Consider the following 26,195-nt stretch of genomic DNA (forward strand, 5'->3'; position numbering starts at 1 on the left):
GGTCCAGCTCCCGGACCGCAGTCGTGCCTACTCTGCCCCGCGGACCGGCCGGTTGTCATCCGCGGCCTGCCCACGGCGCCGGACGAGATGCGCCCGCTCCGCCTCGTTGCCGCACAGCGCGATGGCCGCGTCGAAGGCCGCCAGCGCGCCCGGCAGGTCACCGGCCCGCCAGAGCAGTTCGGCCCGGGCCGCGGGAAGTCGGTGCCCGAGAAGCGCCACGCCGGACAGAGCGTCGAGGCCGGCCCGCGGACCGTCGGCCTCGGCCACGGCGATCGCCCGGTTGAGCCGGAGAACCGGCGAGTCGCCGAGTTCGAGCAGCTCGTCGTAACGGGCGACGATCCGGCTCCAGTTCGTCTCCTGCGTGGTCGGCGCGATCGCGTGCTCGGCTGCGATCAACGCCTGCAGCAGATAGGGCGAGGCCGGTGCGGTCGCCAACGGGGTCAGCAACTCCAGCGCTTCGGCGATCTCGTCCTGCCGCCAGCGGCCGCGGTCCTGGTCGGGCAGCAGCACCAACCGGCCGTCGCGGACCCGCGCGTCCCGGCGCGAATGCTGCAGCAGCATCAGCGCGAGCAACGCGTCCAGGTCGGACCGCTCGTAGGTCGTCGGGAGCACCGAGCGCAGCACCCGGACCAGTCGGATCGCCTCACCCGACAGCTCGGCCCGCAGCACGTCGGTGCCCGAGCCGGGCGCGTACCCGGCCGTGAACGCCAGGTAGGCGATCTCACAGACCACACCGACGCGTTCGACCAGCTCCTCACCGGGCGGAACGGTCAGGTGTTCCCCGGCGATCTTCCTGCGCGCCCGGGTAAGCCTGGCCGACATGGTCGCCGGCTGCACCAGGAACAGTCGTGCGACGTCCTCTGTCGGTACGCCGAGAACCAGTCGCAGGGTGAGGGGCGGCGGCCGCCTCCCGGGAGAGCGTCGGGTGGGCGCAGAGCAGGACCAGTCGAAGCCGTTCGTCCACCAACGTCTCCCCGGCATCGGCCAACGTCCGGCCGCCGTCGCTGAGATCGGCGTCGACGACGAGCAAGGGGAACTTCCGGGCGGCAACCGCCTCGGCACGCATCCGGTCCAGGATGTTCCGCCGGGCGGCAGTCAGCAGCCAGGCCTGCGGATTGTCCGGAACACCGGCCGTCGGCCACACCCGGATCGCCGCCTCGAACGCCTCGCCCAGCGCGTCCTCGGCCAGATCGATCCGCCGGAACCGCGTGACGAGCAGGGCCAGGAGACGGCCCCACTCGTCGCGCAGCAGCTGTTCGAGCAGCTCCTCCAGCGGGTGATCGGCGGTCAATCCATTCCCACCTCGAGCACTTCGCGCACCTCGCGGCTGTACTCGTCGGGCAGCAGTGCAGCCAACGCTAGGGCGTCGTCGCGGGTCGGGACGTCGATCAGATAGAAGCCGCCCAGTTGTTCGGTGGTCTCGGCGTACGGACCGTCCGCGATGCGACCGCCCGGCAGGACGGTACCGGCCTGTTCTGGATGGACCAGGGCTTCCCCGGCGACGATCCGGCCGCGTTCGCCGACAGCCCGGGTGAAGGCACCGAAGTCCTCGTGGACCCGCTGTCGCTGCTGTGCGTCGGCCCGGTCCCAGCGTGCGAAGTGGTCGTCCTCGGCCATCAGGATGAGGTACTTCATGAGTCCGCCGCTCCGCCCCCTTGATCAATACCGCCCTCATCAACACCGCCCTGATCAACACCGCCCTGATCAACACCGGCATGATCAACACATGCCCGTACCTCGATCGTGCCCTCGGCACCGGCCAGGATGCCGCAGATCTGCAGCAGGTCGTCAAGATCATCGGACTCGACCAGGTAGAAACCGGTCAGCTGTTCGACGGTTTCGGCGTATGGACCGTCGGTGATCATCACCGCGCCGTCGGCGCCGAGACGGACCTGTTTCGCCGACCGCGAGTGGGTGAGTTCGGCGCCGCCGGTGACCTTGTGGCCGCGGGACGCCAGTGTCCGCGCGAATTCCTCATGCCGGGCATAGACCGCGGCCCGGTCCTCCGGTCCGGTCTGTTCCCAGGTGGCTTCGTCGCCCGGCAGCAGGATGACGTACTCCGTCATGGGTCGTTCCTCCCTTGGTGATCGAGTCTGACAGAGACCATGACGTACGGCACCGGGAGATTTCGACAACGCGCGTCGGTCGTTTGCCGACGTACCGCCCGTCAGCGGTAGTGATCCCACCCGGCATCGTCGTCCCAGGCCTGGCCGTCGACCGTGACCGACGGCTCGTCGACGGCACCGCTCACCGATCCGATCACGACCCAGTCCTCGGGAACGTCCGATGCGGCGAAGGTGGCCGCCAGCGCATGGTCCTCGCCGCCGGTGAGGATCAGGTTCAGCGGGTCGGAACCGGTTGCCGCCGCCACGGCCTGCAGGGTGTCCGGCACCTCGAAGGCATTCCGGGCGACGTCGATCGCGACCCGGGACCGCTCGGCGAGGTGTCCAAGATCAGCCAGCAGGCCGTCGGAGATGTCGATCATGGACGTGGCGCCGGCCGCCGCGGCAACCCGTCCCGTCCCGTACGGCACGTCGGGCACCTGGTAGGCCTGCACGGCAAGCCGCGGCGAGCGGAATCCCCTGCCGAGCACCGCCAACCCGGCAGCGGCCCAGCCGAGCCGCCCGCGCAGCGCCACCACGTCTCCGGGGCGGGCACCGGACCGGGTCACCGGAGCCAGCCCACCCAGGCCGCCGAGCACGGTGACCGAGATCGCGATCTTGGCGGCGCGGCTGATGTCACCGCCGAGCAGCGCGACGCCGGCGGTCTGGCACTCGGCTCGCAGACCACGGGCGAAGTCCAGCACCCAGGACTGCTGGGTTTCCGGCGGTGCGGCGAAGCCGATCACCAGGCCGGTGGCGGTCGCCCCCATCGCCTCGATGTCGGCGACGTTGACCGCCACGGCCTTGCGCCCGACGGACTCGGCCGGTGACCACTGTGTCTTGAAGTGCACGTCCTCGACCAGCACGTCGACCGAGCAGACGACCGGACCGTCCACTGAGATCACCGCGCCGTCGTCCCCGGGTCCGATGAGCACATCCGACCGGTCGGGCAGGTCGGCGATGATCATGTCGATCAACCCGAATTCACCCACTTCGGCCAGTGTCGGCCCGCCCTGCCCGCCCGCTGTGGGGAACATCGTGGATTCCTGCTCCGTCCGTGACTGTGGTGTTCTGGGGTAGCGTGAGACCAGCCAGAGCGTACTCGAGGAGGGTGGGTTCCATGTCCGTGCAGGCGTACATCCTGGTCCAGACCGGTGTCGGTCAGGCGGCCGAGGTCGCGAAGAAGATCCGCGCCATCACGGGCGTCACCCTCGCCGAGGACGTCACGGGTCCCTACGACGTGATCGTCCGGGCCGAGGCGGCCAACGTCGACGAGTTGGGCTCGCTGGTGGTTGCCAAGGTGCAGACCGTCGAAGGGATCACCAGGACGGTGACCTGCCCGGTGGTGCACATCTGATCGGTACGGCCTGATCGGGATCCCTTGCTGACTTGTTGAAGTGCGACCCTGCTGAGGTGTCTTCGCGACATCGCCGTGTCGGCCGCGCACGGCGCGGAATCCGGTCGGCCACCGGCTGCGCGGCGAGCTTGGCGATCATGCTTGTTGCCGGCTGCTCGGGGCCGGTCGATGTTGCCGCGCCAACACCGGAAGGCAACGCCCGGACGATCTGTCGCGACCTCATCTCACACACCCCGGATGTCGTCGACGGCAACGAGCGCCGGGAGATCGCCCATCCGTCGCCCTATGTCGCCGCGTGGGGCAACCCGGCCATCACGTTGAGTTGTGGCGTCGCCAGACCATCCGGGCTGAACGCTGCCAGCGAGTGCTTCGAGGTCAATGGCGTCGGATGGTTCTCCGAGAAGCGCCCGGACGGCTACCGCTTCACCACCATCGGGCGGAAGGCGTTCGCGCAGATCGTGGTGCCGGACAAGTACGTCCCGTCCGATCCGCTGGTCGACCTGTCGCAGGTGATCAATCATCATCTGCCGGTGGTGCAGCGCTGCGTCTAGCGCGGGCCGTCGTGGTCAGCGCAGCCCGGTCGGCCGCTGCAAAGCCAGCTGCAGAAGGCGATCGACCAGGGTCGGATAATCGACACCGCTGGCCGCCCAGACCCGTGGAAACATCGAGTGCTCGGTGAATCCGGGCATCGTGTTGATCTCGTTGATCACCGGCCGACCCTCAGCGGTCAGGAAGAAGTCGACTCGCGCCAGTCCCTCGCCGCTGATCGCCTCGAAGGCACGGGAGGCCAGCGCCTGCATCTCTCGAACCACCTCCGGATCGAGATCGCGGGCGGGCACGTCGAGATCCACCTGCTCCTCGGGCAGATATTTCGCCTGGAAATCGTAGAAACCCGATTCGGTGTGCATCCGGATCTCGGCGACGGCACTCACCTGCGGCAGGCCGCCGTCCAAGGACTCCAGCACACCGCATTCCAGCTCCCGGGCGTTCTCGAACCCCTCTTCGACGATCACCTTCGGATCGAATCCGTGGGCGAACGCGATGGCATCCTCCAGTTGCGACTCGTCGGTGATCTTGGTGATCCCGATGCTCGAGCCGCCGCGGGCGGGTTTGACATACAACGGGTAGGTGAGCTGGGAGACCGACTTCAACGCCTGCTGCGGATCCCGGCGCCAATCCGCCGCGGTGATCACGGCGTACGGACCGACCGGGAGTCCCGCGGCGGCGAAGATCGTCTTCATGAAGTGCTTGTCCATGCCGACGGCACTGGCCAACACACCGGATCCGACGTAGCGGGTTCCCATCATCTCGAACAGGCCCTGGATGGTCCCGTCCTCACCGAACGGTCCGTGTAGCAACGCGAATGCGACATCGACCGGTCCCAGTTCGGCCAGCGCGCTCCCGCCGACCGTCCGCCGGAGCAGTTCGCCGCCGGACTTCCCGGGCAGCAACATGGCCTCGCCGCCCGATTCGGTCGGCCCGTCCTCGGTCAGTTCCGGAAGGTGGCCGGCCCGCACCTCGAGGGCCGTGAGCTGCTCCCGGGGAACGACCATCCAGCGGCCGCTGCGGGTGATCCCCACGCCGACGACGTCGTAGCGTTCGGGGTCGAGAGCAGACGCGACACCGCGCGCCGTCAGGCACGACACCGGGTGCTCTTCGCTCGCGCCGCCGAAGACCAACGCGACCCGGATCCTGCTCATCCGCCCTCCCTCATCACCGCGACCTTACATGGCTGATGCGGCTGTCCAGGAAAGCCGCGCGCACGACAGAAGTACCCGTGTCGCAGACTTGGGCGCATGCAGAACGACCCAAGTCCGTCCTGGAAGCCCGAGACTCTGGCGGTTGCCGCGGGTCGTCCGGACCGCCTTCCGGACGCGCCACTCAACCAACCGATGGTGCCCGCGTCGACCTACATCGCCGGCCAGGAGACCGAACTGATCGGTTACGGCCGGTACGGGAATCCGGGCTGGACAGCACTGGAGGAGGCGGTCGCCGCGCTGGAGGGCGGGGCGACAGCGCTGGCCTTCGCCAGCGGCATGGCGGCTGCCGCAGCGGTCCTGGCCGCGATCCCGGCGTCCGGGACGATCGTTCTACCGCAGCACTGCTATCTCGGGGTCGCCGGGCTGGCCGAGGAATACCGGCGCCGTCACGGCCTGTCCGTCCGGACCGTCGACATCTCCGACACCGCTGCCGTTCTGGAGGCCGCCGTCGGGGCGGATCTGGTCTGGATCGAGTCGCCGGCGAACCCGACGATGGACGTCGCCGACCTGGCTGCGGTCTCGGCCGGGTTGCCCGACGGATGTCTGTTGCTGGTTGACAACACCTTCGCCACCCCACTGCTGCAGCAGCCGTTGCAGCAGGGTGCCGACGTCGTGCTGCATTCGGCGACCAAGTTCCTGTCCGGTCATTCCGATGCGCTGTGCGGCATGCTGGTCTTCACCCGGTCGGTCGATGATCTTGCCGGTAGGGCCCGGAACGCGCGGAAACTGCATGGAGCGACACCTGGGGTGTTGGAGTCCTATCTGGTGTTGCGCGGGATCCGCACCCTTCCGGTACGGGTCAGGCAGGCCGAGGCGAATGCCAAGGTGTTGGTCGAACTGCTGTCGGGGAACCCATTGGTTGACCGGATCCGCTATCCGGGCTTCGGTTCCATGCTGGCGATCGAACTTCCCGATGCCGCGACCGCGGACGGGCTGATCGACAAGCTTCGGCTGTGGGTAAACGCCACCAGCCTCGGTGGTGTCGAATCGACCCTGGAGCGACGGCGTCGCTGGCCGACCGAACTGCCGTCGGTCCCTGAGGGTTTGATCCGGATGTCGGTCGGCGTCGAGCACATCGATGATCTCGCCACCGACCTGACCCGGGCGCTGGACAGCCTGCGGCACTAGCGACCGGGCGGGCCGGAGACCGCCGGCCGATCCTCAGTAGCGTTCGGGTTTCGGCGCCCGTGCCAGCAGTGCCTGGACCAGCGAGGTCGGGTCGAGTGATCCGTCGATCACCGCGCACACGGCGTAGGTGATCGGCATGTCGACGCCGTACTTCTCGGCCAGCGCCTTGATCGAGAAACAGGATTTGACGCCCTCGGCAACCTGGCGGGTCGCACCGGCGATCTCGGAAACCGTGCGCCCCATGCCGAGTTCCTCGCCGAAACTGCGGTTACGCGAGAGCGGCGAGGAACAGGTCGCGACCAGATCCCCCATCCCGGCCAGTCCGGAGAAGGTGTGCGGGTCGGCTCCCATTGCCTCACCGAGCCGGATGATCTCGGCCAGACCACGGGTGATCAACGAGGCCGCCGCATTGGCGCCGTAGCCCATCCCCGCGGCCATTCCGACCGCCAGTGCGATCACGTTCTTGGTGGCGCCGCCGAGCTCACAACCGATCACATCGGTGTTGGTGTAGGGCCGGAAGGTCGCGGTGTGGAACAGGTGCTGCACGGCAAGTGCCGTCTCCTCGCGGGTGCTGGCGACGACGGCGGCGGCCGGCTGGCGTTCGGCGATCTCGTGGGACAGGTTCGGACCGGTCAGTACGGCGATCCGCTCGGCCCCGACCCCGGTCACCTCCATGATCACCTGGCTCATCCGCAATCCGGTGCCGAGTTCGATGCCCTTGGCGAGGCTGACCACAACGGCCTGGTCGGGAATCGTCCAGTTCGACAAGGTCGCGCGCAACGCCTGCGACGGTACGGCCAGGACGACGAAATCCGCATCCTTCATGGCGAGTTCGGGATCCTGCACCGCCTGCAGATGATCGGGCAGCACCAGGTCACCGAAGTAGTCGGGATTACGGTGCCGACGGTTGATCGTCTCGCAGACCTCGGTGCGGCGGGCCCACATGGTGACTCGGTGATCGTTGTCACACAGGGTCAACGCCATGGCTGTACCCCAGGACCCGGAGCCCATCACCGCAACCGTGCTCATTTGTCGGGATCGTACGCTACCGGGGGGATTTCTCCGCGCAACTGCGCGACCAACCCGGTGATCACCGTCATGATCCTGCGGGTGGCCTGCTCCGGCGACAGGCCGTCAGTCTCGATCGGATCCCCGACCAGCATGGAGATCTGCTTGCGCGGCAGGAACGCCGGTATCCCGATCCGCTTGCCGTACAGGATACGTTCGGCGCCCCACTGGCCGATCGGGATCACCGGAACACCCGTCCGGGCCGCCAGTCGGGCTGCACCGGTCTTCGCCCGCATCGGCCACAAACCCGTGTCGGTGGTGATCGTCCCCTCCGGATAGATCACCACGCAGCCACCCTGCTCGATGGCGGTCACCGCATGTTCCAGCGCATCCCCTGCCGTCGCCGTGCCGCGTTGCACCGGGATCTGGGCGATTCCGGTCAGGATCCTGCCGAGGATCGGGACAGCGAACAGTGAGTCCTTGGCGAGGAAACGCGGCCACAATCCGTGCCGGGCCAGGAATGCTCCGACGAGCGGCGGATCGACATTGGAGATGTGATTGACCACGATGATCGCTGGGCCGTGCGGCAGCTTCTCCGCATTCCTCCAGTCGGGCCGGACGAGCAGATTGATCACCGAGATCACCAGCCAGGCGGCAGGCCTCAGCAGTTTTGCAACCGGGGTGAGATCCACGCCTCAACCTAACCCGGTCGGCACCAGCCGGGCGAACAGCGCCGCCGGGAGTTTGACAGGATCAGCCCATGGTCGGAGTCGGGTCGGTGGTCGCGCTCAAGCCGGCCGCGGTTTCCAAATCGCGGCTGGGAGCACTCGTCGTGCCGTTGCGAGAGCGGCTGGCCCGGTGCATGGCGCTGGACACCCTGACGGCGCTGGCTGCGGCAACCGATCGGCTGGTCGTGGTCAGCGATGATCCGACGCTGTCGGATCAGCTGGCCAGCGTCGGAATCGACGCGACCGTCGTCGCCGAGCCCTCACCCGACGGGATGAACGCGGCACTTTCCTTCGGTGATCGGCTGTTGCGCGATCGAGGCTGCGGACGCGTTCTGGCATCGGTGGGTGATCTGCCGGCGCTGACCGGCGAGGCGGTCGGTGATCTTCTGGCCCGTACGGCCGATCTGCGCCGGGCGTTCGTCCCGGACCACACCGGTTACGGAACCACCATGCTGATCGCGCCCGCCGGCGAACTCAACCCGCGATTCCAGGGCGCCTCCGCTGCTGCACACAGCAGGTCGGGAGCCGTTCCGGTCGAAGCGATTGATCCCAGGCTGCGCAGCGATGTCGACGCCGTCGACGATCTTGCCGCCGTCATCGCCCTCGGTGTCGGACGGCACACCGCGCGCCTGGTCGCCGGTGATCGACTCGGCAGCTATCTGGCGGCGACGGTTGCCGACCCGGTGCCGCAGGGCTCCGAAGACTATGTCGTGATCAGTGACAGCGGAGTCCGCGCTCGGTTGCCGGCTGCCGCGCTGGATGGGCAAATCAGGTTCCTGCGTTCCGGTCAACGACTGCATGCCGTCTGGGACAGGGAGCGGCCGATCTCGGCCTGGCTGTAGTCGAAGCCTGCCGAACAGGTCGACCGGCATGGGAAGGCCCGGACGGTTCCGAACCGTCCGGGCCTTCTTCCCGATCGTGTTGTCGCGCGGAGTCGGTTGGCGACTCACGCCTTCTTGGCGGTGCGCTTGGCGGTTGCCTTCTTCGCCGGTGCCTTCTTGGCCGGAGCCTTCTTGGCAACGGCCTTCTTGGCGGGTGCCTTCTTCGCCGGCGACTTCTTGGCAGCGGTCTTTGCCGGTGACGCCGTCTTCGCCGGGGTGGCCTTCTTGGCCGGCGACGACTTCTTGGCGGCTGCCTTCTTGGCGGTGCTCTTGGTAGCAGTCGTCTTGGTTGCGGCGGTCTTGGTTGCAGCGCTCTTGGTCGCTGCAGTCTTGGTGGCACCAGTCCTGGACGCGGTGGTCTTGGCCGCTGCCTTCTTCGCCGTCGCACGTGGCGGCTTCTTCTCACCTGACACGTACGCCTTCAGATCCGAACCTGCGCGGAACTTCGGGACCGACGTTGCCTTGGCGCGCTTGCGCTCTCCGGTGCGAGGATTGCGGACCATCCGAGCCGGACGCCGCACGCTCTCGAACACACCGAAGCCGGTGATCGACACCTTCTCGCCGCGTGCGGTCGAGTAGGTGATCGTGTCGGTCACCGCTTTCAGCGCCTTGGCTGCCTGGGCCTTGTTGCCGTCGAAGTCGGCGGCAAGCGCCTCGATCAATTCAGCCTTGTTCACAGCTTCCCTTCTTCGAACGCTCCTGTGCCGCACTTTGCGACTACGCAGCTAACGCTAGGGAACCCAACGCTTTCAGACAACGACCGCAAGCCCCGAAACGCCGTGTCGTAAGGAAATTCGGCGATTTCGGGGCTGTTTTCGGTGTTTGGCGGCCGATTCCGGGTGATCAGAGCCGGATCAGCCGGCCGTTCGGACGGGCACCGTTGTCGGTTTGAAGGACTGCCGATTCGCCTCATAGGCAGCAATCTTGTCGTCCTCACGCAGCGTCAGCCCGATGTTGTCCAGGCCCTCGAGGAGCCGCCAGCGGGTGTAGTCGTCGATCGTGAAACCGGTGGTGAAGCCGTCGCTCGCGGTGATCGAGCGGGCCTCAAGATCAACGGTGATCTCGGTCTCCGGGTGGTTCTCGACGATCTTCCACAGGTGCTCGACGTCCTCGTGGCTGACCTTGGCCAGCAACAGGCCGGCGTTGCCGGAGTTGTTGGAGAAGATGTCGCCGAAGCGCGACCCGATGACCACCTTGAATCCGTAGTCCTGCAGGGCCCAGACGGCGTGCTCCCGGGAGGATCCGGTGCCGAAGTCCGGGCCGGTGATCAGGATGGTCGCCAGCTTGTACTGCGGCAGATTCAGGACGAACTGCGGATCCTGACGCCAGGCTGCGAACAGGCCGTCCTCGAAACCGGTACGGGTGACCCGCTTGAGGTAGACGGCCGGGATGATCTGGTCGGTGTCGACGTTGCTCCGGCGCAGCGGCAGACCGGTGCCGGTGTGGCTGGTGAATTTCTCCATGATCGAGGTTCCTTGCTGTTGTTCGGCTGCGTCGGCTGTCAGGAGGCGGCCGGCAGATCGGCCGGTGCGGTCAGCTTTCCGGTGATCGCCGTTGCTGCCGCGACGACCGGGGACACCAGGTGGGTCCGACCGCCCTTGCCCTGCCGGCCTTCGAAATTCCGGTTCGAGGTGGATGCGCTGCGTTCTCCGGGCGCCAACTGGTCGGGATTCATGCCAAGGCACATCGAGCATCCGGCACCGCGCCATTCGGCACCGGCTTCCTTGAAGACGATGTCCAGGCCCTCGGACTCGGCCTGCAGCCGGACCCGGGCGGACCCGGGAACGACCAGCATGCGTACCGAATCGGCGATCTTGTGTCCCTTGATCACATCGGCAGCGGCCCTCAGGTCCTCGATCCGGCCGTTGGTGCAGGAGCCAAGGAAGATCGTGTCGACGGCGATGTCGCGCATCGGCGTACCCGGCTTGAGATCCATGTACTCCAGCGCGTTCTGCGCCGCCGTCCGGGCGGATTCGTCGAAGAACGTCTCCGGATCGGGCACCGAGGCGGACAGCGGTACCCCCTGGCCCGGGTTGGTTCCCCAGGTGACGAACGGAGCCAGTTCGGCGGCCTCAAGATCGACTTCGACGTCGAAGGTCGCGCCGTCGTCGGTCCGCAAGGACTTCCAGTACGCAACCGCGGCATCCCAGTCGACGCCCTGGGGAGCATGCGGACGGCCCTTCAGATACTCGAAGGTCGTCTCGTCCGGAGCGATGATGCCGGCCTTGGCACCCCACTCGATGCTCATGTTGCAGATGGTCATCCGCGCTTCCATGGACATCTTCTCGATCGCGGCGCCGCGGTACTCGGCCACATAGCCCTGGCCGCCGCCGGTGCCGACCTTGGCGATCAACGCCAGCACGAGGTCCTTTGCGGTGACACCGGCCGGCAGGTCGCCGTTGACGTTGACCGCCATCGTCTTCGGCTTGCGCTGTGGCAACGTCTGGGTGGCCAGCACATGCTCCACCTCGGACGTGCCGATGCCGAAGGCCAGGGCACCGAAGGCGCCGTGGGTCGAGGTGTGGGAATCGCCGCAGACGACGGTCGTTCCCGGCTGGGTGAGACCCAACTGCGGGCCGATGATGTGCACGATCCCTTGATCGAGGTCGCCCAGTTTGTGGATCCGCAGACCGAACTCCTCGGCGTTCCTGCGCAACGTCTCGACCTGGGTCCGGGAGACCGGATCGGCGATCGGCTTGTCGACGTCGATGGTCGGGATGTTGTGGTCCTCGGTGAGCAGGGTCAGATCCGGACGCCGTACCGGGCGGCCGGCCTGGCGCAGGCCGTCGAACGCCTGCGGACTGGTGACCTCGTGCACCAGATGGAGATCGATGTAGAGGAGATCGTTGTTCTCGTCCGACGTGACGACGTGGGCGTCCCACAGTTTCTCGCTCAACGTCTTGGCAGTACCCATCGGTTTCTCCCTACTCCCGTGACTCACCTGGCTGATCCACACCTGCGGTGTCTGGTTGGTGTGTCTCGTGGTGCGATTGTTGATCTTGATCGTATTAATCGGCCTGTCGAACTTGCATTCCACATGCCGAGACGGCAATATCAAGACATGGACAACTCTAGCGGTGTCGGCGTTCTCGACAAAGCGGCGCTGGTTCTCGGCGCCCTGGAGACCGGGCCGACCACCCTGGCCGGGCTGGTCGCGGCGACCGGACTGGCCCGTCCGACGGCCCATCGTCTGGCGGTCGCCCTGGAACACCATCGTCTGGTCAGCCGGGATCTGCAAGGTCGCTTCGTCCTCGGCCCGCGGCTCGGTGAACTGGCGTCGGCGGCCGGTGAGGACCGCCTCCTGGCAACCGCGGGTCCGGTCCTGGCGCGGTTGCGGGACATCACCGGGGAGTCCGCCCAACTGTTCCGCCGGCAGGGCGACTACCGCGTCTGCGTTGCCGCCGCGGAGCGGACCTCCGGGCTCCGGGACACCGTTCCGGTGGGTTCCCAGTTGACCATGTCGGCCGGTTCTGCGGCCCAGATCCTGCTGGCCTGGGAAGAGCCGGAACGGATGCAGCGCGGGCTGCGCGGGTCGCGCTACTCCGCCGTCGCCCTGGCCGCCGTCCGGCGGCGTGGTTGGGCGCATTCGGTCGGTGAGCGGGAGGCCGGTGTGGCCTCCGTTTCTGCTCCCGTCCGCTCCCCCTCGGGCAAGGTGATCGCCGCGGTCAGCGTCTCCGGACCGATCGAACGCCTGTCCCGCCAGCCCGGCCGGCTGCACGCACCGGCGGTGATTGCCGCGGCTGAGCGGCTCAGCGAGGTCCTCCGGCGCACGGGCACCGAGTAGCCGACCGGTTTTCCGGTGGCCCGGGCGGCGGCATACCTGACAGGCTCTTGGCATGGACGACGCCAGGTTCCTTGATCATGTGGCCGACCGGCTGGCCGGCCTGCCGACCGTCGAGGCCGTTGCGCTCGGCGGATCGCGGGCGCAGGGCACAGCCCGACCGGACAGTGACTGGGATCTGGCCGTCTACTACCGCGGCGACTTCCGGCCCGACGATCTGCGCGGTCTGGGTTGGCCGGGCGAGGTCTCGGAGCTCGGTGGCTGGGGCGGTGGCGTGTTCAACGGCGGCGCCTGGCTCGAGATCGACGGGCGGCGGGTCGATGTGCACTACCGCGATCTCGCCGACGTCGAGCACCAGGTCTCGGAGGCCGAGGCGGGCAGGTTCACTGTGGAGCGCTTGATGTTCCACGTGCTGGGCATCCCGACCTATCTGGTGGTCGCCGAACTGGCGCTGAACGTCACGCTCCGCGGCTCACTGGCCCGGCCCGACTATCCGGCCCGACTGCGGACCGACGCACCACGCAGTTGGTGGGACTGGGCAGGCAGCACCTTCGACTACGCGCTGGCCAACCATGCGCCGGCAGGGCGTACGGTCCTGGCTCTCGGACTGGCCGCACAGGCCGCGGCAGCGTCGGCGCACGCGGTGCTCGCGGCGCGCGGCATCTGGATCACCAACGACAAGAGACTGCTGGGCGCCGCCGGGCTTGATCACCTCGACCGGCACTTCACGGCCGCCGTCGATGCACCGGGACGACTTGTCGACCTGGTTTCGGAGATCAGGGATCACTGTGCCGAGGCGGTGCGAGCCGTCGGGGTGTGCTGACCGGGTCCGACAGGTTGCTCGGGATCGCGACACGCCGCGGAAATGAGGGTTTTTGTGACCCCTCGCCGGATGGGCTGGCTGGGGTACCAGGACTCGAACCTGAACTAACTGAACCAGAATCAGTCGGGCTGCCAATTACCCCATACCCCATGGGATTGCCGGCCGTGAAGGGCCGGGCAACGAGGAAGAACTCTACTGCAATCGGTCTCCACACCCAAAACCGGAGGATGGCCGGACGTGGTCGAGCTGCAACCGGGCCACCGGGCCCTGATCAGGTCGTCGTTCTCAGCCGCATCGCCCGGGCGACGAGCCACGCGGCCACCGCGAACAGGGCGAAGGTGCCGACATCGAATGCGGCGCTGGTCCAGTTGATCTGTTGCAGTCCCCGGGTCTGGGACAGCGTGCCGGTCAGCGCGCCGAGCCCGAAGGCGTACACGTTGTTGATCACGTGCGCGGCTATGCCGGCCTCGATGCCTCCGGTTCGGGTGACCAGCATGGCCGCGAGCAGTCCGAAGGCGAACCGGTCTATGAACAGCGGCAGGTTCTGGGTGCCGTGGAACAGTGCGAAGACCAGGGACGAGATGACGATCCCGAACCACGGCGACTTCACGACACTGCCGAACGCCTGCAGCAGGTAGCCGCGGAAGAGATACTCCTCACCGGCCGCCTGCAGCGGGGAGGTGATCAGGATGATCACCAGATACAGCCAGGCTCCGGGAACCGGATCGAAATGTGCCTTCTGGGTGATCACCGACAGCACCAGGTTGATGGCCAGTACGACGGCGGCGACGGCCAGGGTGACCAGCAGGTAGCCGCGCCGCAGGCGGGGTCGTACCGAGCCGAGCCAGCGCGGCCGGACCTGGTGCACGACCATGATCACCAGGAAGGTGATCGGGATCAATGCGGCGATGCCGAGGTTGGTGCCCAGCACGCCGGCCGGCGTCCCGAACGCGATCGATTTCTGGTAATACGCCTGGAAGGTGCCGCCCGGAGAGACGATTGCGAAACCGGCCAGGATCAGGCCCTGGCTGATCACGCCGACCAGCAGGAAGTACAGGGACAGCGCGATCAGCACGCCGAGCAGGGAACGCCACCAGGCGTACCCGGTGGTCCGCAGGATCTGCGGATAGCTGACGCCGGACGGCGGGCTGAGTTCGACGCCATACGACGTCGGCCGGATGATGCTCACCGACGGCCTCTCAGGCCACCGTCGCCCGCGCCCGGGCGATCCGATTCAGCGAGGACTCCCTGCCGAGCAGTTCCATCGACTCGAACAGCGGCGGAGAGATCCGCTTACCGGTGATCGCGGCACGGACCGGACCGAAGGCGTGCCTCGGCTTGAGGCCGAGTCCCTCGACCAACGCAGCTCGCAGGGCAGCCTCGATGCTGTCGTGACTGAACGGCTCGAGATCGCTGATCGCAGCCGCTGCGGCATCGAGCACCGGAACCGCATCGGCCTTCAGACCGGCGTCGGCGGCGATCGAGATGTCCTCGTCGGCGGCGAACAGGAAGCCCAACAGCGCAACGGATTCGGAGAGGGTGTTCATCCGCTCGTGCACCAGCGGGGTCGCCCTGGCCAGAATGTCCATCTGTTCGGGGGTCGGCGGGTCGGACAGCACACCGGCATCGGTCAGGTAGGGCGTCATCCGGGTGGTCAGTTCGGCCTCGTTGAGCAATCGGATGTGCTCGGCATTGATCGCCAGGCACTTCTTCGGGTCGAAGCGGGCCGGATTCGCGTTGACGCGGCGGATGTCGAAGGCCTGAACCATCTCGTCGATGGTGAAGATGTCCCGGTCGTCGGCGATCGCCCAGCCCAGCAGGGCAAGGTAGTTGAGCAATCCGGCCGGCAGGTAGCCCGCCTGCTGGTACTCGGCCAGCCCGGATCCCTTGTCCCGCTTGGAAAGCCGCCGGTTTCCCTCACCCAACACGGTCGGCAGGTGGCCGAACCGAGGTATCCGGCCCGGGCCGATGCCCAGCTGTGCGAAGGCCTGGTAGAGCACGATCTGCCGCGGCGTCGAGGAGAGCAGGTCCTCCCCGCGCAGTACGTGGGTGATCTCCATCAGCGCGTCGTCGGTGGGATTGGTCAGCGTGTAGAGGGGGGGAACCGTCGGCCCGGACGATCACGTAGTCCGGGACGTTGTCCGGCTCGAAGTGCACCGGGCCGCGGACCAGGTCGACGAAGTCGATCGGCATGTCCGGCACCCGGACCCGGACCACCGCGGGCGTTCCCGCCGCCTCTCTGGCCGCGATCTGCTCCGCGGTGAGGTCGCGGCAGAAACCGTCGTACCCCGCCGGGCCGGTCCGGCCGGCCACCTTGTGACGCTCCTCGATCTCCTCGCGGGTGCACCAGCACTTGTAGGCATGGCCAGCCGCCAGCAGCTTGCCGACCACGCCGGCATAGATGTCGAATCGCTGCGTCTGCACGTACGGCGCATACGGGCCGCCGACCTCCGGGCCCTCGTCCCAGTCAAGTCCGAGCCAGCGCAGGGCGTCGATCAGCCCCTCCAGCGAACCCTCCTGGTTCCGCGCGGTATCGGTGTCCTCGATCCGCAGCACCAGCGTTCCGCCGTGATGTCGCGCGAACGCCCAGTTGAACAGCGCGCTGCGCACGTTGCCGACGTGGAGGTTGCCGGTCGGCGACGGGGGGAAGCGAACGCGTACGGCGGTCGGGTCGAGATCGCCGAGGACGTCGGCCTCGGTCAGCGGTGCGGGTCGGTCGGAACTCACGCCGGCCAACTCTACCGGCGACCCGGCCGCGCTCCTGAGTGCGCACCGCACCGTGCATTCCTGCCGCCTCGAGGCGACCGGACGACGGGTCCGGCCGGGTCAGCCCGCTGCGACCACCGGGTTGCTCAACGTGCCGATCCCGTCGATCTCGATGGAGACCCGCTGGCCGGCGTCCATCGTCCCGACGCCCGCCGGGGTGCCGGTGAGGATCACATCACCCGGAAGCAGCGTGGTGAAGCTGGTGATGTAGACCACCAGGTCGACAATCTTGTTCAGCATCAGCTCGGTCGAGTCGTGCTGGCGCTGCTCGTCGTCGACGGTTGTGGTGATCATCAGGTTCTCCGCCTCCTCGATCGAGAAGTGGGTGACCATCCACGGGCCGATCGGGCAGAAGGTGTCCGACCCCTTGGCCCTGGCCCACTGCTTGTCAGGACCCTGCAGGTCCCGCGCGGTGACGTCGTTGGCGATGGTGTAACCGAAGATCACCTCGGGCACCCGCTCGGCGGGTACCTCCTTGCAGATCCGGCCGATCACGATCGCCAGCTCACCCTCGTAGCTGAGCTGCTTGGTGTAGTTCGGGTAGACGATCGCGTCCTCCGGCCCGATCACCGAGGTGTTCGGCTTGAGGAAGATCAGCGGCGTCTCGGGAACCTCGTTGCCCAGTTCGGCAGCGTGTTCGGCATAGTTGCGCCCGACCGCCACCACCTTGCTGCGCGGGATGACCGGCGCGAGCAGACGGACCTCGGCCAGCGGGAACCGCTGACCGCTGAGCTGCACCTTGGTGGCCAGCGGGTCACCGGTGAGCGCCGCGACGGTGTCGGGGTGCTCACCGCCGTCGACCGCGAGCTCGACGATGCCGTACTGCGGATCCGAACCTGTGGAGAATCGGGCGATGCGCATGCCCTAGAGGTTATCGTCCAACCATGGCCGAACCGTTCGACGCCCTCGAGTTGATCAAGCTCAAGCGGGACGGGGGCACACTCAGCCCCGCCGCGATCGACTGGTTGATCAGCCGGTACGCCTCAGGCACGGTCGCCGACGAGCAGATGGCGGCCATGGCGATGGCCGTCTTCTTCCATGGCCTGAACGGCGCCGAACTGTCCGCCTGGACCACGGCGATGATCAACACCGGGGACCGGATGGACTTCTCCGGCCTCGACCGGCCGACGGTGGACAAGCACTCCACCGGCGGGGTCGGAGACAAGATCACCCTGCCGCTGGCGCCGCTGGTGGCCGCCTGCGGTCTCGCCGTGCCGCAGTTGTCCGGCCGGGGCCTGGGCCATACGGGAGGCACCCTGGACAAGCTGGAGGCGATCCCGGGGTGGCGCGCCACGCTGACCAATGAGGCGATGCTGCGACAGCTGACCGAGGTCGGGGCGGTGATCTGCGCCGCCGGATCCGGACTGGCGCCTGCCGACCGCAAGTTGTACGCCCTCCGCGACGTCACCGGAACCGTCGAGTCGATCCCGTTGATCGCCTCCTCGATCATGAGCAAGAAGATCGCCGAGGGCACCGGTGCCCTGGTGCTGGACGTGAAGACCGGGAGCGGTGCCTTCATCACCGACCTCGACAGGTCACGACAGCTCGCCCGGACCATGGTCGGCCTCGGTGCCGACGCCGGCCTGCCGACGGTGGCGTTGGTCACCGACATGGCGACGCCGCTCGGGCGGGCCGCCGGCAACGCCGTCGAGGTGGCCGAATCGATCGAGGTGCTGGCCGGCGGTGGCCCGGCCGATGTCGTCGAGCTGACCCTGGCGCTGGCCCGCGAGATGCTTGCACTGGCCGGACGGGACACCGTCGATCCGGCGGACGTCCTCGCCTCCGGCCGGGCGATGGACGTCTGGCGGACCATGATCGCTGCCCAGGGCGGCGATCCGGACGCACCACTGCCCCGGCCCCGGACGACCGAACAGGTCGTCGCCGACCAGGACGGATACCTGTCCCGGCTGGATGCCCTGCCGGTCGGCGTCGCGGCGTGGCGGCTGGGAGCCGGACGGGCCCGCAAGGAGGATCCGGTCCAGGCAGCCGCCGGGGTGCTGATGCATGCCAAACCGGGCGACCCGATCGCCGCGGGACAGCCGCTGTTCACCCTGCAGACCGACCATCCCGACCTGATCCCGCGCGCCGTCGCCGCGCTCGACGGCGCCTGGGCGGTCAGTGATCACCCGCCGTCCGCCGGTCCGCTGATCATCGACCGCATCGACTAAAGAACTGGCGTCAAGCCGTCGCTCCCCGGCAGGCTTGGTCCATGGACCTCGCCGCGATCTGGCCACCCTACGGGTTGGTGATCACTGCCGGCGACCTGCGGTTGTCGATCATCACCGATGACGACGCGCCCGAATTCGTCGACCTGGTGTTGGACGGGGTCCACGATCCCGACTTCATGCCGTTCGGCGTGGAGTGGACCGACGCACCACGGGACGATCTCCCGGCCAACTTCGTCCGCTTCCACTGGGCCACCAGAGCAGCCATGACACCGAAGGACTGGACGCTGCGGTTCGCAGTCCGCCGCGACGGTGAGCTGGTCGGCACCCAGGACGTCGGTGGCAAGGACTTCATGATCGCCCGGACCTGCTCGACCGGATCGTGGCTCGGTCGGCGCTTCCATCACCAGCACATCGGCACGCGGATGCGGCAGGCCGTCTGCGCTTTCGCGTTCGACGAGCTCGGTGCCACCCGGATGACCTCCGGGGCGTTCGCCGACAACGCACCGTCGCTCGGCGTCAGCCGTAGACTCGGCTATCGCACCAACGGTGTCGACGTCGTCGTCCGCCGCGGTGTCCCCACCGAGCACCGGTCGCTGCTGCTCACCGCCGACGCCTTCGTCCGCGGCGCCGACCCGATCACCGTGCGCGGCGCCGAGGCTGTCCGCCGGTTCCTGGAGATCGAGAAGTGAGCGGAGAGATGAGTCGGCAATGATCATGGAAGAGATCTGGCCGCCGTACGCGGTGACGATCACCAGCGGCGAGCTGTCGATGCGGGTGGTCCGCGACGACGACCTGCCGGAGCTGGTCGATCTGGTCCTGTCCGGCATCCACGACCCGGACCGGATGCCCTTCTCCTTCCCCTGGACCGACGTGGACCCTGCCGAACTGCCGGCCAACTTCGTGCGGTACCACTGGCAGGTGCGGTCGCAGCTGTCCCCGGCCCGGTTCAGCCTGGAGTTCGCCGTCCGCCAGGCCGGCGAGATGGTCGGGATCCAGGGATTCTCGGCGCAGGACTTCGCGGTCACCCGGACCGGTGAGACGGGATCCTGGTTGGCACGACGGTTCCACGGCCGGGGCATCGGCACCCGGATGCGCCGCGCGATCTGCGCCTTCCTGTTCGACGAACTGGGCGCGACGGAGATCACCTCCGGAGCTTTCACCGACAACCCGGCGTCGAAGGCGGTCAGCCGCAAGGTCGGCTATCGGCCCAACGGCACACAACGACTGGCCCGCCGCGGCACGGTCGGTGTGATCGAACGCCTGGTGCTGGCGCCGGAGGATTTCGTCCGCGGTGACGAGCCGGTGCAGGTCACCGGAGCGCGGCCGCTGCGTAGCTTCCTGAAGGTGGACCGATGATGAACCTGGTCTTCCTGCACGGCGGGCCTGCGTCGGGCAAGCTCACCACGGCACGGGCGATGGGGCGCAGGCTCGGTTACCCGGTCTTCCACAACCACCTGACGGTCAACATGCTGACAACGGTCTTCCCGTTCGGCTCCGAACCCTTCGTTCGCCTCCGGGAGCAGATCTGGCTCTCGGTGATCACCGATGCGGCACGGACCGGCCGGTCGGTGATCTTCACCTTTGCCCCGGAGTCGACCGTGCAGTTCGGATTCCCGGATCGGTTGCGGGCTGCGGTCGAGGACAACGGCGGCCGGCTGTGCTCGGTCCGGCTGGAGGTCAGCGAACGGACCCAGGAGGCGAGGATCGCCAACCCCAGCCGGGTCGCGGTCGGCAAACTGGCCGATGTCGAACTGCTCCGCGCCGGACGGAAGCATCATTCACCGGTCGAGTTCCCCACCGCCGAACTGACCATCGACACCGACAGCAGTGATCCCGAACGCAGTGCCGAAACGATCATCGCGTCGTTCGACCTCCGGCCGGAGCAGCCGGTGATCAGCTTCCCGGAACCATGACCGCTGAACGCAGCAGGCCATAGCTGTATGCCTCGCTGAGCGCTTCCCAGGACGCTTCGATCACATTCTGGCCGACGCCGACGGTTGTCCAGGTGTGCAGCCCATCGGTCGTCTGGATCAGCACGCGGATCGTCGCGTCCGTGCCGTGTCCCTGATCGAGGATCCGGACCCGGTAGTCGCTCAACTCGAACCGGTCGACGACCGGATAGACCGGCAGCAGCGCCTGCCGGAGAGCATGATCAAGTGCGTTCACCGGACCGTTGCCCTCGCCGACGACCCGGGTGGCGGTGCCACCCGCCTCGAGTTTGATCGTGGCCTCGGTGTCGATCTCGCCGTCCTTGCCGGAGTGGGTGAAGACCCGCCAGGACCGGGCGACGAAGAACTCCGGCAATTGATCAAGTTCGCTGCGCAGCAGCAGCTCGAAGCTGGCGTCGGCACCCTCATAGGTGTAGCCGTCCGCCTCGCGCTCCTTGACCTTGTCGGTGATCTTCGCCGCCAGGTCCCGATCGGACAGGTCGAAACCGAGCTCGCCACCCTTGATCTGGATGTTGGCCCGGCCCGCCATGTCGGACACGAGCATCCGCATGTCATTGCCGACCAGCGCCGGATCGATGTGCTGGTAGAGATTCGGGTCGACCTTGATCGCGCTGGCGTGCAGCCCCGCCTTGTGGGTGAAGGACGACAGACCAACATAGGGTTGACGATTGCTCGGTGGAACATTCGTCACCTCGGCGATCGCATGGGATAGTCGCGTCGCCTCGGCCAGCGATCCGGCCGGCAGCAGCTGCCAGCCGTACTTCAGCTCGAGATTGGCCACGATCGGGATCAGGTCGGCATTGCCGGTCCGTTCCCCGTAGCCGTTGATGGTTCCTTGGACGTGCATCGCACCGGCGTCGACCGCGGCCATCGTGTTGGCGACCGCGCACCCGGTGTCGTTGTGAGCATGCATGCCGAGCCGGGCCTCGGTGCGCTCGGCGACCTCGCTGACGATCTCGCCGACCCAGCTGGGCAGCATGCCGCCGTTGGTATCGCACAGCACAGCGACCTCGGCACCGGCCTGCATCGCAGTGCGGACCACCTCAAGGGCGTAAGCCTTGTTATCCCGGAAGCCGTCGAAGAAGTGCTCGCAGTCCAGGAACACCCGCTGTCCCTGGGCGACCAGGTGGCTCACCGTGTCGGTGATCATCGCCAGGTTCTCCTCCAGGGAGGTGCGCAGCGCCCGGAGGACGTGTTGATCATGACTCTTGGCCACCACACAGGCAACGGAGGCGCCGGAGTCGCGGAGCGCGGCGGTCAGCGGGTCGTCGGCCGCCCGTCCCCCGACCCGGCGGGTGAAGCCGAAGGCCGCCAGGGTCGCGTTCTTCAGCGTCAGCTCGCCGGAGGTGGCTGCCGCGAAGAAGGCCGTGTCGTTGGGATTGGCTCCGGGCCAGCCGCCCTCGATGTAGTCCACCCCGAGTTCGTCCAGGTAGCCCGCGATGTGCAGCTTGTCCTGGACGGAGAGCCGCAGGCCCTCCTGCTGTGCGCCGTCGCGCAGCGTGGTGTCGTACACATGGAACTCGGCGGGCCGCGGATGCGGTGCCGACGGTGTGGTTGACATGGTTCCTCGGACGTTTCGGTTGGTGGGCATGAAAAAACCTCCCGGCGGGAGCACAGGAGGTTGGCGCGCTGGGTGCTGTCTCGTGGGCAGCCGCTCAGCGCGCTAGCTAATGATGATGGCCTGGAATGCCATGGGAGCAGTCTGCACCCGCTCGGGACGATTCGCCACAGTTTCGTCCGAATCCTGAGACTGTTCGGCTCAGCCGAGGGCCGCCTCGATCACCGCGCGCTGGGCGGCACGCAGATCGTCGGGCAGGTCCGCGACAGGGAAGAAGCGAGCCTCCTCGACCTCGACGCCGTCGATCGTCGGCTCCGCCGAGCCGGAGACGCGGGCCACGACGCCGACCTCGATGCGCAACCGGAACCCGGAGTTGATCTTGATGACCCGCACCTGGTCGACCGTCAGGCCGGTCTCCTCACGGACCTCGCGGGCGAAGCCGTCCTCGATCGCCTCACCGCGTTCCAAGTAGCCCGACGGTGTACCCCAGGGGTTGTCCTTCCAGAATCGATGCTTCAGCAGCAGGACGCGGTCGGCATCATCAAGAACGGCACCGGTGACGCCGATCATGAAGGTGGCGTGCCTGCACCACAGGATGCGCCACTGGGCCGGACCGTGCAGGCGCTTCCAGATGCCGGCCAGCAGGTCCCAGCGGTTGGTCACCGGGGTCAGCAGACCTTGTGCATCCAGCCGTGGGTGTCCTCGGCGCGTCCGTACTGGATGTCCAGCAGGGTGCTGCGAAGACCGTCGGTGTGTGGACCCGACTGCCCGCCGTTGATGGTGTAGGTCTTCTCGGCGGTCTTGATCGATCCGATCGGATTGATCACTGCCGCTGTTCCACAGGCGAAGATCTCAGTGATGGCGCCCGATTCGATGCCGTCGAGCACCTCGTCGATGGCGATCCTGCGCTCCTGGATCACCAGTCCGCGCTCCGCACCGAGGGTCAGCACCGAGTCCCTGGTGACACCCTCGAGGATGGTGCCCTCCAGTGCCGGGGTGATCAACTCATCGCCGGCGACCAGGTAGACGTTCATGCCACCGAGTTCCTCGACCCATTTCCGCTCGGCGCCGTCCAGGAAGAGCACCTGCTCACATCCGTGTTCGTACGCCTCCTGCTGGGCCACCAGACTGGCGGCGTAGTTGCCGCCGGTCTTGGCCGCACCCATCCCGCCCGGACCGGCTGCCCGCACGTAGTTCATCGAGAGCCAGATGTTCACCGGTTGCACGCCGTTGGGGAAGTACGCCGCGGCGGGGCTCGCGATACAGCAGTAGGTGACCGTCCGTGCCGGCCGGACGCCGAGGAACACCTCGTTGGCGAACATGAACGGCCGGATGTAGAGGTTGCTCTCCCCGCCGCCGGGCACCCAGGCCTGGTCGGTGGTGACCAGGGTCTCGATGCTGGACAGGAAGTCCTCGGTCGGCAGCACCGGAAGCGCCAACCGGGCAGCGGACCGGGCGAACCGTTCGGCGTTCTTGTCCGGACGGAAGAGCCAGATCGAATCATTGGCGTGTCGGTACGCCTTCAGGCCTTCGAAGATCTCCTGCGCGTAATGCAACACCGCACTGGCCGGGTCGAGTTGGAACGGTCGGTAGGCGCCGACCTCCCGGTCGTGCCAGCCCAGGTCGGCGGTCCAGGTGGCCAGTGCCATGTGATCACTGAAATGCAACCCGAATCCCGGGTCGGCGAGGATCGCCGCCCGCTCGGCCTCGGTGCGCGGCTGCGGATTCTGGTGGACCTCGAACATGATCGGCACGGTAGCACTCGCTTTCATCGGCTGTGTTGGTGAACGAGATGGTGGCTCCCGGGGCAGGAGCTGCTGGCTACGATGCCCGGGTGACGAGCAGAAATCTGGCAGTGATCGGCGGCGACGGCATCGGTCCGGAGGTGGTTGCCGAGGGTGTGAAGGTGCTGCAGGCGGTCGCCCCGGCACAGTTCGAGCTCACCGACTACGACCTCGGCGCGCAGCGGTGGAAGCGGACCGGCGAGGTGCTTCCCGATTCCGTGCTGGACGAACTGCGGCAGGCCGACGCCATCCTGTTCGGTGCCGTCGGTGCGGCGCCTGGCGACAAGACGATGCCCAGCGGCATCCTGGAGCGGGGGCTGATCCTCAAGATCAGATTCGCCTTCGACCATTACGTGAATCTGCGCCCCAGCAGGATCTACCCGGGCATCCCGACGCCGCTGGCCGACTCGGTCGTCGCCGGCAAGGACGTGGATTTCGTCGTCGTCCGCGAGGGCACCGAAGGCTTGTACGTCGGCAACGGTGGCGTGGTACGTGCCGGCACACCGGCCGAGATCGCCACCGAGGTGAGCGTCAACACTGCCTACGGTGTCGAGCGGGTGGTCCGTGACGCGTTCGCCCGCGCAGCGCGGCGCCGCGGCAGGATCACCCTGGTGCACAAGCACAACGTGTTGGTCAATGCCGGCGGCTTGTGGCGTCGGATCTTCGAATCGGTGGCCGCGGAGTACCCGGATGTCGACACCGACTATCTGCACGTCGACGCGGCGACGATCTTCCTGGCCACCGATCCGGCACGATTCGACGTGATCGTCACCGACAACCTCTTCGGTGACATCATCACCGACCTGGCGGGTGCGGTCACCGGCGGCATCGGGCTGGCGGCCAGCGGCAACATCAACCCCGACGGGGCCCATCCCTCGATGTTCGAGCCGGTCCACGGGTCTGCTCCTGACATTGCCGGTCGTGGAGTCGCCGATCCGACAGCGACGATCCTGTCGGTGGCGTTGCTACTTGATCATCTCGGAATGGCCGAGGAGGCCGGTCGGGTGGAGACGGCGGTATTGGCTGACATCGGCCGCCGCTCGACCCAACAGCAGCGCAGCACCTCCGAGATCGGCGACGCGATCGCGTCAGCTGTCTGATCGCTCGCGGCCGGCCTGATTCCGGATGGCGTTCCGGATGACGGCGGGCCGGTCCTCGTGAGTCCTCCGTGCCCGCCGTCGCGGTCGGTCGGCGACCTGTTCGCGTGATGACTCGCGGTCGGCCGTTCGGGGCCCGCCCCACCAGTCCGGATACATCTCGTACATGGCACCGGAAATATTAGGACGTCCGACTATTTCCGCCAGATAATGGGACGACAGTCTCGTATGCTGGACAATTGGTGTCTGCGATGGAACACTGGTCTGGTGAGCGCCCCACCGGATCTGCCCGAGATCGTCACCCGTGCGCTGCGGATGTCGCTGCAGCACGGATACGTGATGACGTCTCGCACCGAGACCGGGCGGCTGCTGGCCACCCTGGCCGCCACCCGGAGCGGCACGATGGCCGAATGCGGCACAGGATGCGGAGTCGGCGCCGCCTGGCTGCGGACCGGTGCCCCCAAGGCCACCCGGGTGCTCACCGCCGAACTGGATCCCGAACTCGCCCACGGCGTGATGGAGATGTTCGCCGGCGACGACATCGACGTGATGCACGCCGACTGGGCGTCCCTGGCCGAGCACGCACCGTTCTCACTGATCTTCATCGACGCCGAGAGCGCCAGGCATTCTCCGCGGGAGGAGATCGTCGACATGCTGGAGACCGGCGGGATGATCGTGATCGACGATTTCACGCCGAGTGCCGACTGGCCACCGATGGACTCGGGCCGGGTCGACCAACTCCGCCAGGAGTGGCTGGCCGACGAGCGTTTCACCAGCGCCGATGTGATGGTCGCCTCCGACACCTCGGTGCTGATCGCGGTCAAGCGCTAGCCCCCCACTCGGGATCAGGCCATCCGGGTGATCCCGGGTCAGTCGCCGGAGCCTCTCCGGTAGGCGGTCGGCGACATCTGGTAGCGGGTGCGGAAACGCCGCGACAGGTGGAATTCGTCGGAGAAGCCGATCCGCCGGGCGATCTCCCGACAGGTCAGATTGGTGGCTCGCAACAGGGTTGCGGCGACGTCGAGTCGCCGGTCGTTGCGGAAGGCGAGCGGTGAGCGGCCGAAGCGGTCCCGGAAGACCCGGCGGAAGCGGTCGTAGTCAAGATCGAGCCGGGCAGCCACCTCGCGCATCGTCAGCTGCCGGTGCAGATCCTCGCTGAGCATGGAGGCCGCCTCGTCGCAACGCGCCGTCTCGTCGTCGACCGCCGGGGCAAGTGCGTCCGCGAGCCAACCGGCCAGCGCCCAGATCTGCTGTTCGGCGCCCGAACGCGGCGGGGCGCGGCGCAACAACAGCACCAGGTCGGCC

General features: G+C 67.5%; 31 protein-coding genes, 1 tRNA gene and 1 pseudogene. 12 read left to right on the forward strand and 21 right to left on the reverse strand.

Features of this window, described 5'->3' with window-relative positions; all coding sequences use genetic code 11:
• Positions 1–27: 27 nt before the first annotated feature.
• From GJV80_RS23850 to GJV80_RS09985, 5 genes are all read right to left on the reverse strand, one after another.
• Positions 28–822, reverse strand: coding sequence for a DUF6596 domain-containing protein (locus GJV80_RS23850; protein WP_230208325.1), 795 nt, complete (start codon positions 820–822; stop codon positions 28–30).
• Complete coding sequence (locus tag GJV80_RS23855; RefSeq protein WP_230208326.1) at positions 755–1,291, reverse strand: sigma factor; 537 nt, start codon at positions 1,289–1,291, stop codon at positions 755–757. Before GJV80_RS23855 ends, GJV80_RS23850 begins: the two co-directional genes overlap by 68 nt.
• Entirely contained in the window at positions 1,288–1,635 is a 348-nt protein-coding gene (locus GJV80_RS09975; RefSeq protein WP_154687768.1) for a YciI family protein, read from the reverse strand. The genes GJV80_RS23855 and GJV80_RS09975 overlap by 4 nt, the downstream gene beginning before the upstream one ends.
• Entirely contained in the window at positions 1,632–2,066 is a 435-nt protein-coding gene (locus tag GJV80_RS09980; RefSeq protein WP_154687769.1) for a YciI family protein, read from the reverse strand. Before GJV80_RS09980 ends, GJV80_RS09975 begins: the two co-directional genes overlap by 4 nt.
• Before the next feature lie 101 nt (positions 2,067–2,167).
• Positions 2,168–3,139: a thiamine-phosphate kinase gene (locus tag GJV80_RS09985; RefSeq protein ID WP_154687770.1), complete on the reverse strand. Its 972-nt coding sequence runs from the start codon at positions 3,137–3,139 to the stop codon at positions 2,168–2,170.
• A gap of 83 nt (positions 3,140–3,222) precedes the next feature.
• On the opposite strand from GJV80_RS09985, the gene GJV80_RS09990 reads away from it, so the two are divergent.
• Positions 3,223–3,459 carry an Lrp/AsnC ligand binding domain-containing protein gene (locus tag GJV80_RS09990; RefSeq protein ID WP_154687771.1) on the forward strand — a complete coding sequence of 79 codons (237 nt, stop codon included), beginning with the start codon at positions 3,223–3,225 and terminating at the stop codon, positions 3,457–3,459.
• Positions 3,460–3,596: 137 nt separating this feature from the next.
• Positions 3,597–4,010 (forward strand): DUF3515 domain-containing protein, encoded by a 414-nt coding sequence (locus tag GJV80_RS09995; RefSeq protein ID WP_154687772.1) that lies wholly within the window; start codon positions 3,597–3,599, stop codon positions 4,008–4,010.
• 15 nt (positions 4,011–4,025) lie between these two features.
• Here GJV80_RS09995 and GJV80_RS10000 read toward each other — a convergent pair whose 3' ends face one another.
• Positions 4,026–5,159 carry a D-alanine--D-alanine ligase family protein gene (locus GJV80_RS10000; protein ID WP_154687773.1) on the reverse strand — a complete coding sequence of 378 codons (1,134 nt, stop codon included), beginning with the start codon at positions 5,157–5,159 and terminating at the stop codon, positions 4,026–4,028.
• Between the two features lie 96 nt (positions 5,160–5,255).
• Between GJV80_RS10000 and GJV80_RS10005 the strand changes: the two genes are divergently transcribed.
• Positions 5,256–6,347: a PLP-dependent aspartate aminotransferase family protein gene (locus GJV80_RS10005; RefSeq protein ID WP_154687774.1), complete on the forward strand. Its 1,092-nt coding sequence runs from the start codon at positions 5,256–5,258 to the stop codon at positions 6,345–6,347.
• Between the two features lie 33 nt (positions 6,348–6,380).
• Here the strand turns inward: GJV80_RS10005 and GJV80_RS10010 are convergent, their stop codons facing one another.
• A complete protein-coding gene (locus GJV80_RS10010) occupies positions 6,381–7,376 on the reverse strand; it encodes an NAD(P)H-dependent glycerol-3-phosphate dehydrogenase (protein ID WP_154687775.1) in 996 nt (331 codons plus the stop codon).
• A complete protein-coding gene (locus GJV80_RS10015) occupies positions 7,373–8,047 on the reverse strand; it encodes a 1-acyl-sn-glycerol-3-phosphate acyltransferase (protein ID WP_154687776.1) in 675 nt (224 codons plus the stop codon). The genes GJV80_RS10010 and GJV80_RS10015 overlap by 4 nt, the downstream gene beginning before the upstream one ends.
• 68 nt (positions 8,048–8,115) lie before the next feature.
• On the opposite strand from GJV80_RS10015, the gene cofC reads away from it, so the two are divergent.
• Entirely contained in the window at positions 8,116–8,925 is an 810-nt protein-coding gene (cofC, locus tag GJV80_RS10020; protein WP_154687777.1) for a 2-phospho-L-lactate guanylyltransferase, read from the forward strand.
• 104 nt (positions 8,926–9,029) lie between these two features.
• Here the strand turns inward: cofC and GJV80_RS10025 are convergent, their stop codons facing one another.
• The 3 genes from GJV80_RS10025 to leuC all read right to left on the reverse strand — a co-directional run bounded on the left by GJV80_RS10025 (position 9,030) and on the right by leuC (position 11,878).
• Positions 9,030–9,641, reverse strand: coding sequence for an HU family DNA-binding protein (locus GJV80_RS10025; protein WP_154687778.1), 612 nt, complete (start codon positions 9,639–9,641; stop codon positions 9,030–9,032).
• Positions 9,642–9,818: 177 nt separating this feature from the next.
• A complete protein-coding gene (gene leuD / locus GJV80_RS10030; protein WP_154687779.1) occupies positions 9,819–10,427 on the reverse strand; it encodes a 3-isopropylmalate dehydratase small subunit in 609 nt (202 codons plus the stop codon).
• A gap of 38 nt (positions 10,428–10,465) precedes the next feature.
• Positions 10,466–11,878: a 3-isopropylmalate dehydratase large subunit gene (gene leuC, locus GJV80_RS10035; RefSeq protein WP_154687780.1), complete on the reverse strand. Its 1,413-nt coding sequence runs from the start codon at positions 11,876–11,878 to the stop codon at positions 10,466–10,468.
• Between the two features lie 147 nt (positions 11,879–12,025).
• On the opposite strand from leuC, the gene GJV80_RS10040 reads away from it, so the two are divergent.
• Positions 12,026–12,748: an IclR family transcriptional regulator gene (locus GJV80_RS10040; RefSeq protein WP_154687781.1), complete on the forward strand. Its 723-nt coding sequence runs from the start codon at positions 12,026–12,028 to the stop codon at positions 12,746–12,748.
• A 52-nt stretch (positions 12,749–12,800) separates the two neighbouring features.
• Positions 12,801–13,568 (forward strand): nucleotidyltransferase domain-containing protein, encoded by a 768-nt coding sequence (locus GJV80_RS10045; RefSeq protein WP_154687782.1) that lies wholly within the window; start codon positions 12,801–12,803, stop codon positions 13,566–13,568.
• A gap of 75 nt (positions 13,569–13,643) precedes the next feature.
• Here the strand turns inward: GJV80_RS10045 and GJV80_RS10050 are convergent.
• From GJV80_RS10050 to GJV80_RS10065, 6 genes and pseudogenes are all read right to left on the reverse strand, one after another.
• A tRNA-Gln gene (locus tag GJV80_RS10050) sits at positions 13,644–13,718 on the reverse strand.
• Between the two features lie 121 nt (positions 13,719–13,839).
• A complete protein-coding gene (locus GJV80_RS10055; RefSeq protein WP_154687783.1) occupies positions 13,840–14,757 on the reverse strand; it encodes a CPBP family intramembrane glutamic endopeptidase in 918 nt (305 codons plus the stop codon).
• 10 nt (positions 14,758–14,767) lie between these two features.
• On the reverse strand, positions 14,768–15,337 hold the full coding sequence (locus GJV80_RS25015) for a hypothetical protein (protein ID WP_370518850.1): 570 nt from the start codon (positions 15,335–15,337) through the stop codon (positions 14,768–14,770).
• Positions 15,335–15,604: pseudogene (locus tag GJV80_RS25020) on the reverse strand (glutamate--tRNA ligase family protein); the annotation flags it as partial. The pseudogene GJV80_RS25020 and the gene GJV80_RS25015, both read right to left, overlap by 3 nt.
• Positions 15,486–16,346 carry a glutamate--tRNA ligase gene (locus GJV80_RS25025; protein ID WP_370518834.1) on the reverse strand — a complete coding sequence of 287 codons (861 nt, stop codon included), beginning with the start codon at positions 16,344–16,346 and terminating at the stop codon, positions 15,486–15,488. The gene GJV80_RS25025 and the pseudogene GJV80_RS25020, both read right to left, overlap by 119 nt.
• Before the next feature lie 48 nt (positions 16,347–16,394).
• Positions 16,395–17,195: a fumarylacetoacetate hydrolase family protein gene (locus tag GJV80_RS10065; protein ID WP_154687784.1), complete on the reverse strand. Its 801-nt coding sequence runs from the start codon at positions 17,193–17,195 to the stop codon at positions 16,395–16,397.
• A gap of 23 nt (positions 17,196–17,218) precedes the next feature.
• On the opposite strand from GJV80_RS10065, the gene GJV80_RS10070 reads away from it, so the two are divergent.
• From GJV80_RS10070 to GJV80_RS10085, 4 genes are read left to right on the forward strand one after another with little or no spacing between them, the layout of a single operon-like run.
• Positions 17,219–18,502: a thymidine phosphorylase gene (locus GJV80_RS10070; RefSeq protein ID WP_154687785.1), complete on the forward strand. Its 1,284-nt coding sequence runs from the start codon at positions 17,219–17,221 to the stop codon at positions 18,500–18,502.
• Positions 18,503–18,543: 41 nt separating this feature from the next.
• The gene (locus GJV80_RS10075; RefSeq protein ID WP_154687786.1) at positions 18,544–19,191 is read left to right on the forward strand and encodes a GNAT family N-acetyltransferase; all 648 of its coding nucleotides are present in this window, start codon (positions 18,544–18,546) and stop codon (positions 19,189–19,191) included.
• 19 nt (positions 19,192–19,210) lie between these two features.
• Positions 19,211–19,858 carry a GNAT family N-acetyltransferase gene (locus GJV80_RS10080; protein WP_154687787.1) on the forward strand — a complete coding sequence of 216 codons (648 nt, stop codon included), beginning with the start codon at positions 19,211–19,213 and terminating at the stop codon, positions 19,856–19,858.
• Entirely contained in the window at positions 19,855–20,415 is a 561-nt protein-coding gene (locus GJV80_RS10085) for a chloramphenicol phosphotransferase CPT family protein (protein WP_230208327.1), read from the forward strand. Before GJV80_RS10080 ends, GJV80_RS10085 begins: the two co-directional genes overlap by 4 nt.
• Here GJV80_RS10085 and cimA read toward each other — a convergent pair.
• The 3 genes from cimA to GJV80_RS10100 form a co-directional block, all read right to left on the reverse strand.
• Positions 20,396–22,012 (reverse strand): citramalate synthase, encoded by a 1,617-nt coding sequence (gene cimA, locus GJV80_RS10090; RefSeq protein WP_154690172.1) that lies wholly within the window; start codon positions 22,010–22,012, stop codon positions 20,396–20,398. The two genes, GJV80_RS10085 and cimA, sit on opposite strands and share 20 nt — an antisense overlap.
• A gap of 198 nt (positions 22,013–22,210) precedes the next feature.
• Positions 22,211–22,672, reverse strand: coding sequence for an NUDIX domain-containing protein (locus tag GJV80_RS10095; protein ID WP_154687788.1), 462 nt, complete (start codon positions 22,670–22,672; stop codon positions 22,211–22,213).
• 5 nt (positions 22,673–22,677) lie between these two features.
• Complete coding sequence (locus GJV80_RS10100; RefSeq protein WP_154687789.1) at positions 22,678–23,754, reverse strand: branched-chain amino acid aminotransferase; 1,077 nt, start codon at positions 23,752–23,754, stop codon at positions 22,678–22,680.
• A gap of 47 nt (positions 23,755–23,801) precedes the next feature.
• Here GJV80_RS10100 and GJV80_RS10105 point away from each other — a divergent pair, with 47 nt between their 5' ends.
• Together GJV80_RS10105 and GJV80_RS10110 are read left to right on the forward strand one after the other, a co-directional pair.
• A complete protein-coding gene (locus GJV80_RS10105) occupies positions 23,802–24,893 on the forward strand; it encodes a 3-isopropylmalate dehydrogenase (RefSeq protein WP_154690173.1) in 1,092 nt (363 codons plus the stop codon).
• Positions 24,894–25,157: 264 nt separating this feature from the next.
• Positions 25,158–25,721: an O-methyltransferase gene (locus GJV80_RS10110; RefSeq protein WP_154687790.1), complete on the forward strand. Its 564-nt coding sequence runs from the start codon at positions 25,158–25,160 to the stop codon at positions 25,719–25,721.
• Between the two features lie 38 nt (positions 25,722–25,759).
• On the opposite strand, the gene GJV80_RS10115 is transcribed toward GJV80_RS10110, so the two are convergent.
• Positions 25,760–26,185 (reverse strand): helix-turn-helix domain-containing protein, encoded by a 426-nt coding sequence (locus tag GJV80_RS10115; RefSeq protein WP_230208328.1) that lies wholly within the window; start codon positions 26,183–26,185, stop codon positions 25,760–25,762.
• Positions 26,186–26,195: the final 10 nt, after the last annotated feature.

The sequence above is a fragment of the Microlunatus sp. Gsoil 973 genome (assembly GCF_009707365.1).
Classification (GTDB): Bacteria; Actinomycetota; Actinomycetes; order Propionibacteriales; family Propionibacteriaceae; genus Microlunatus.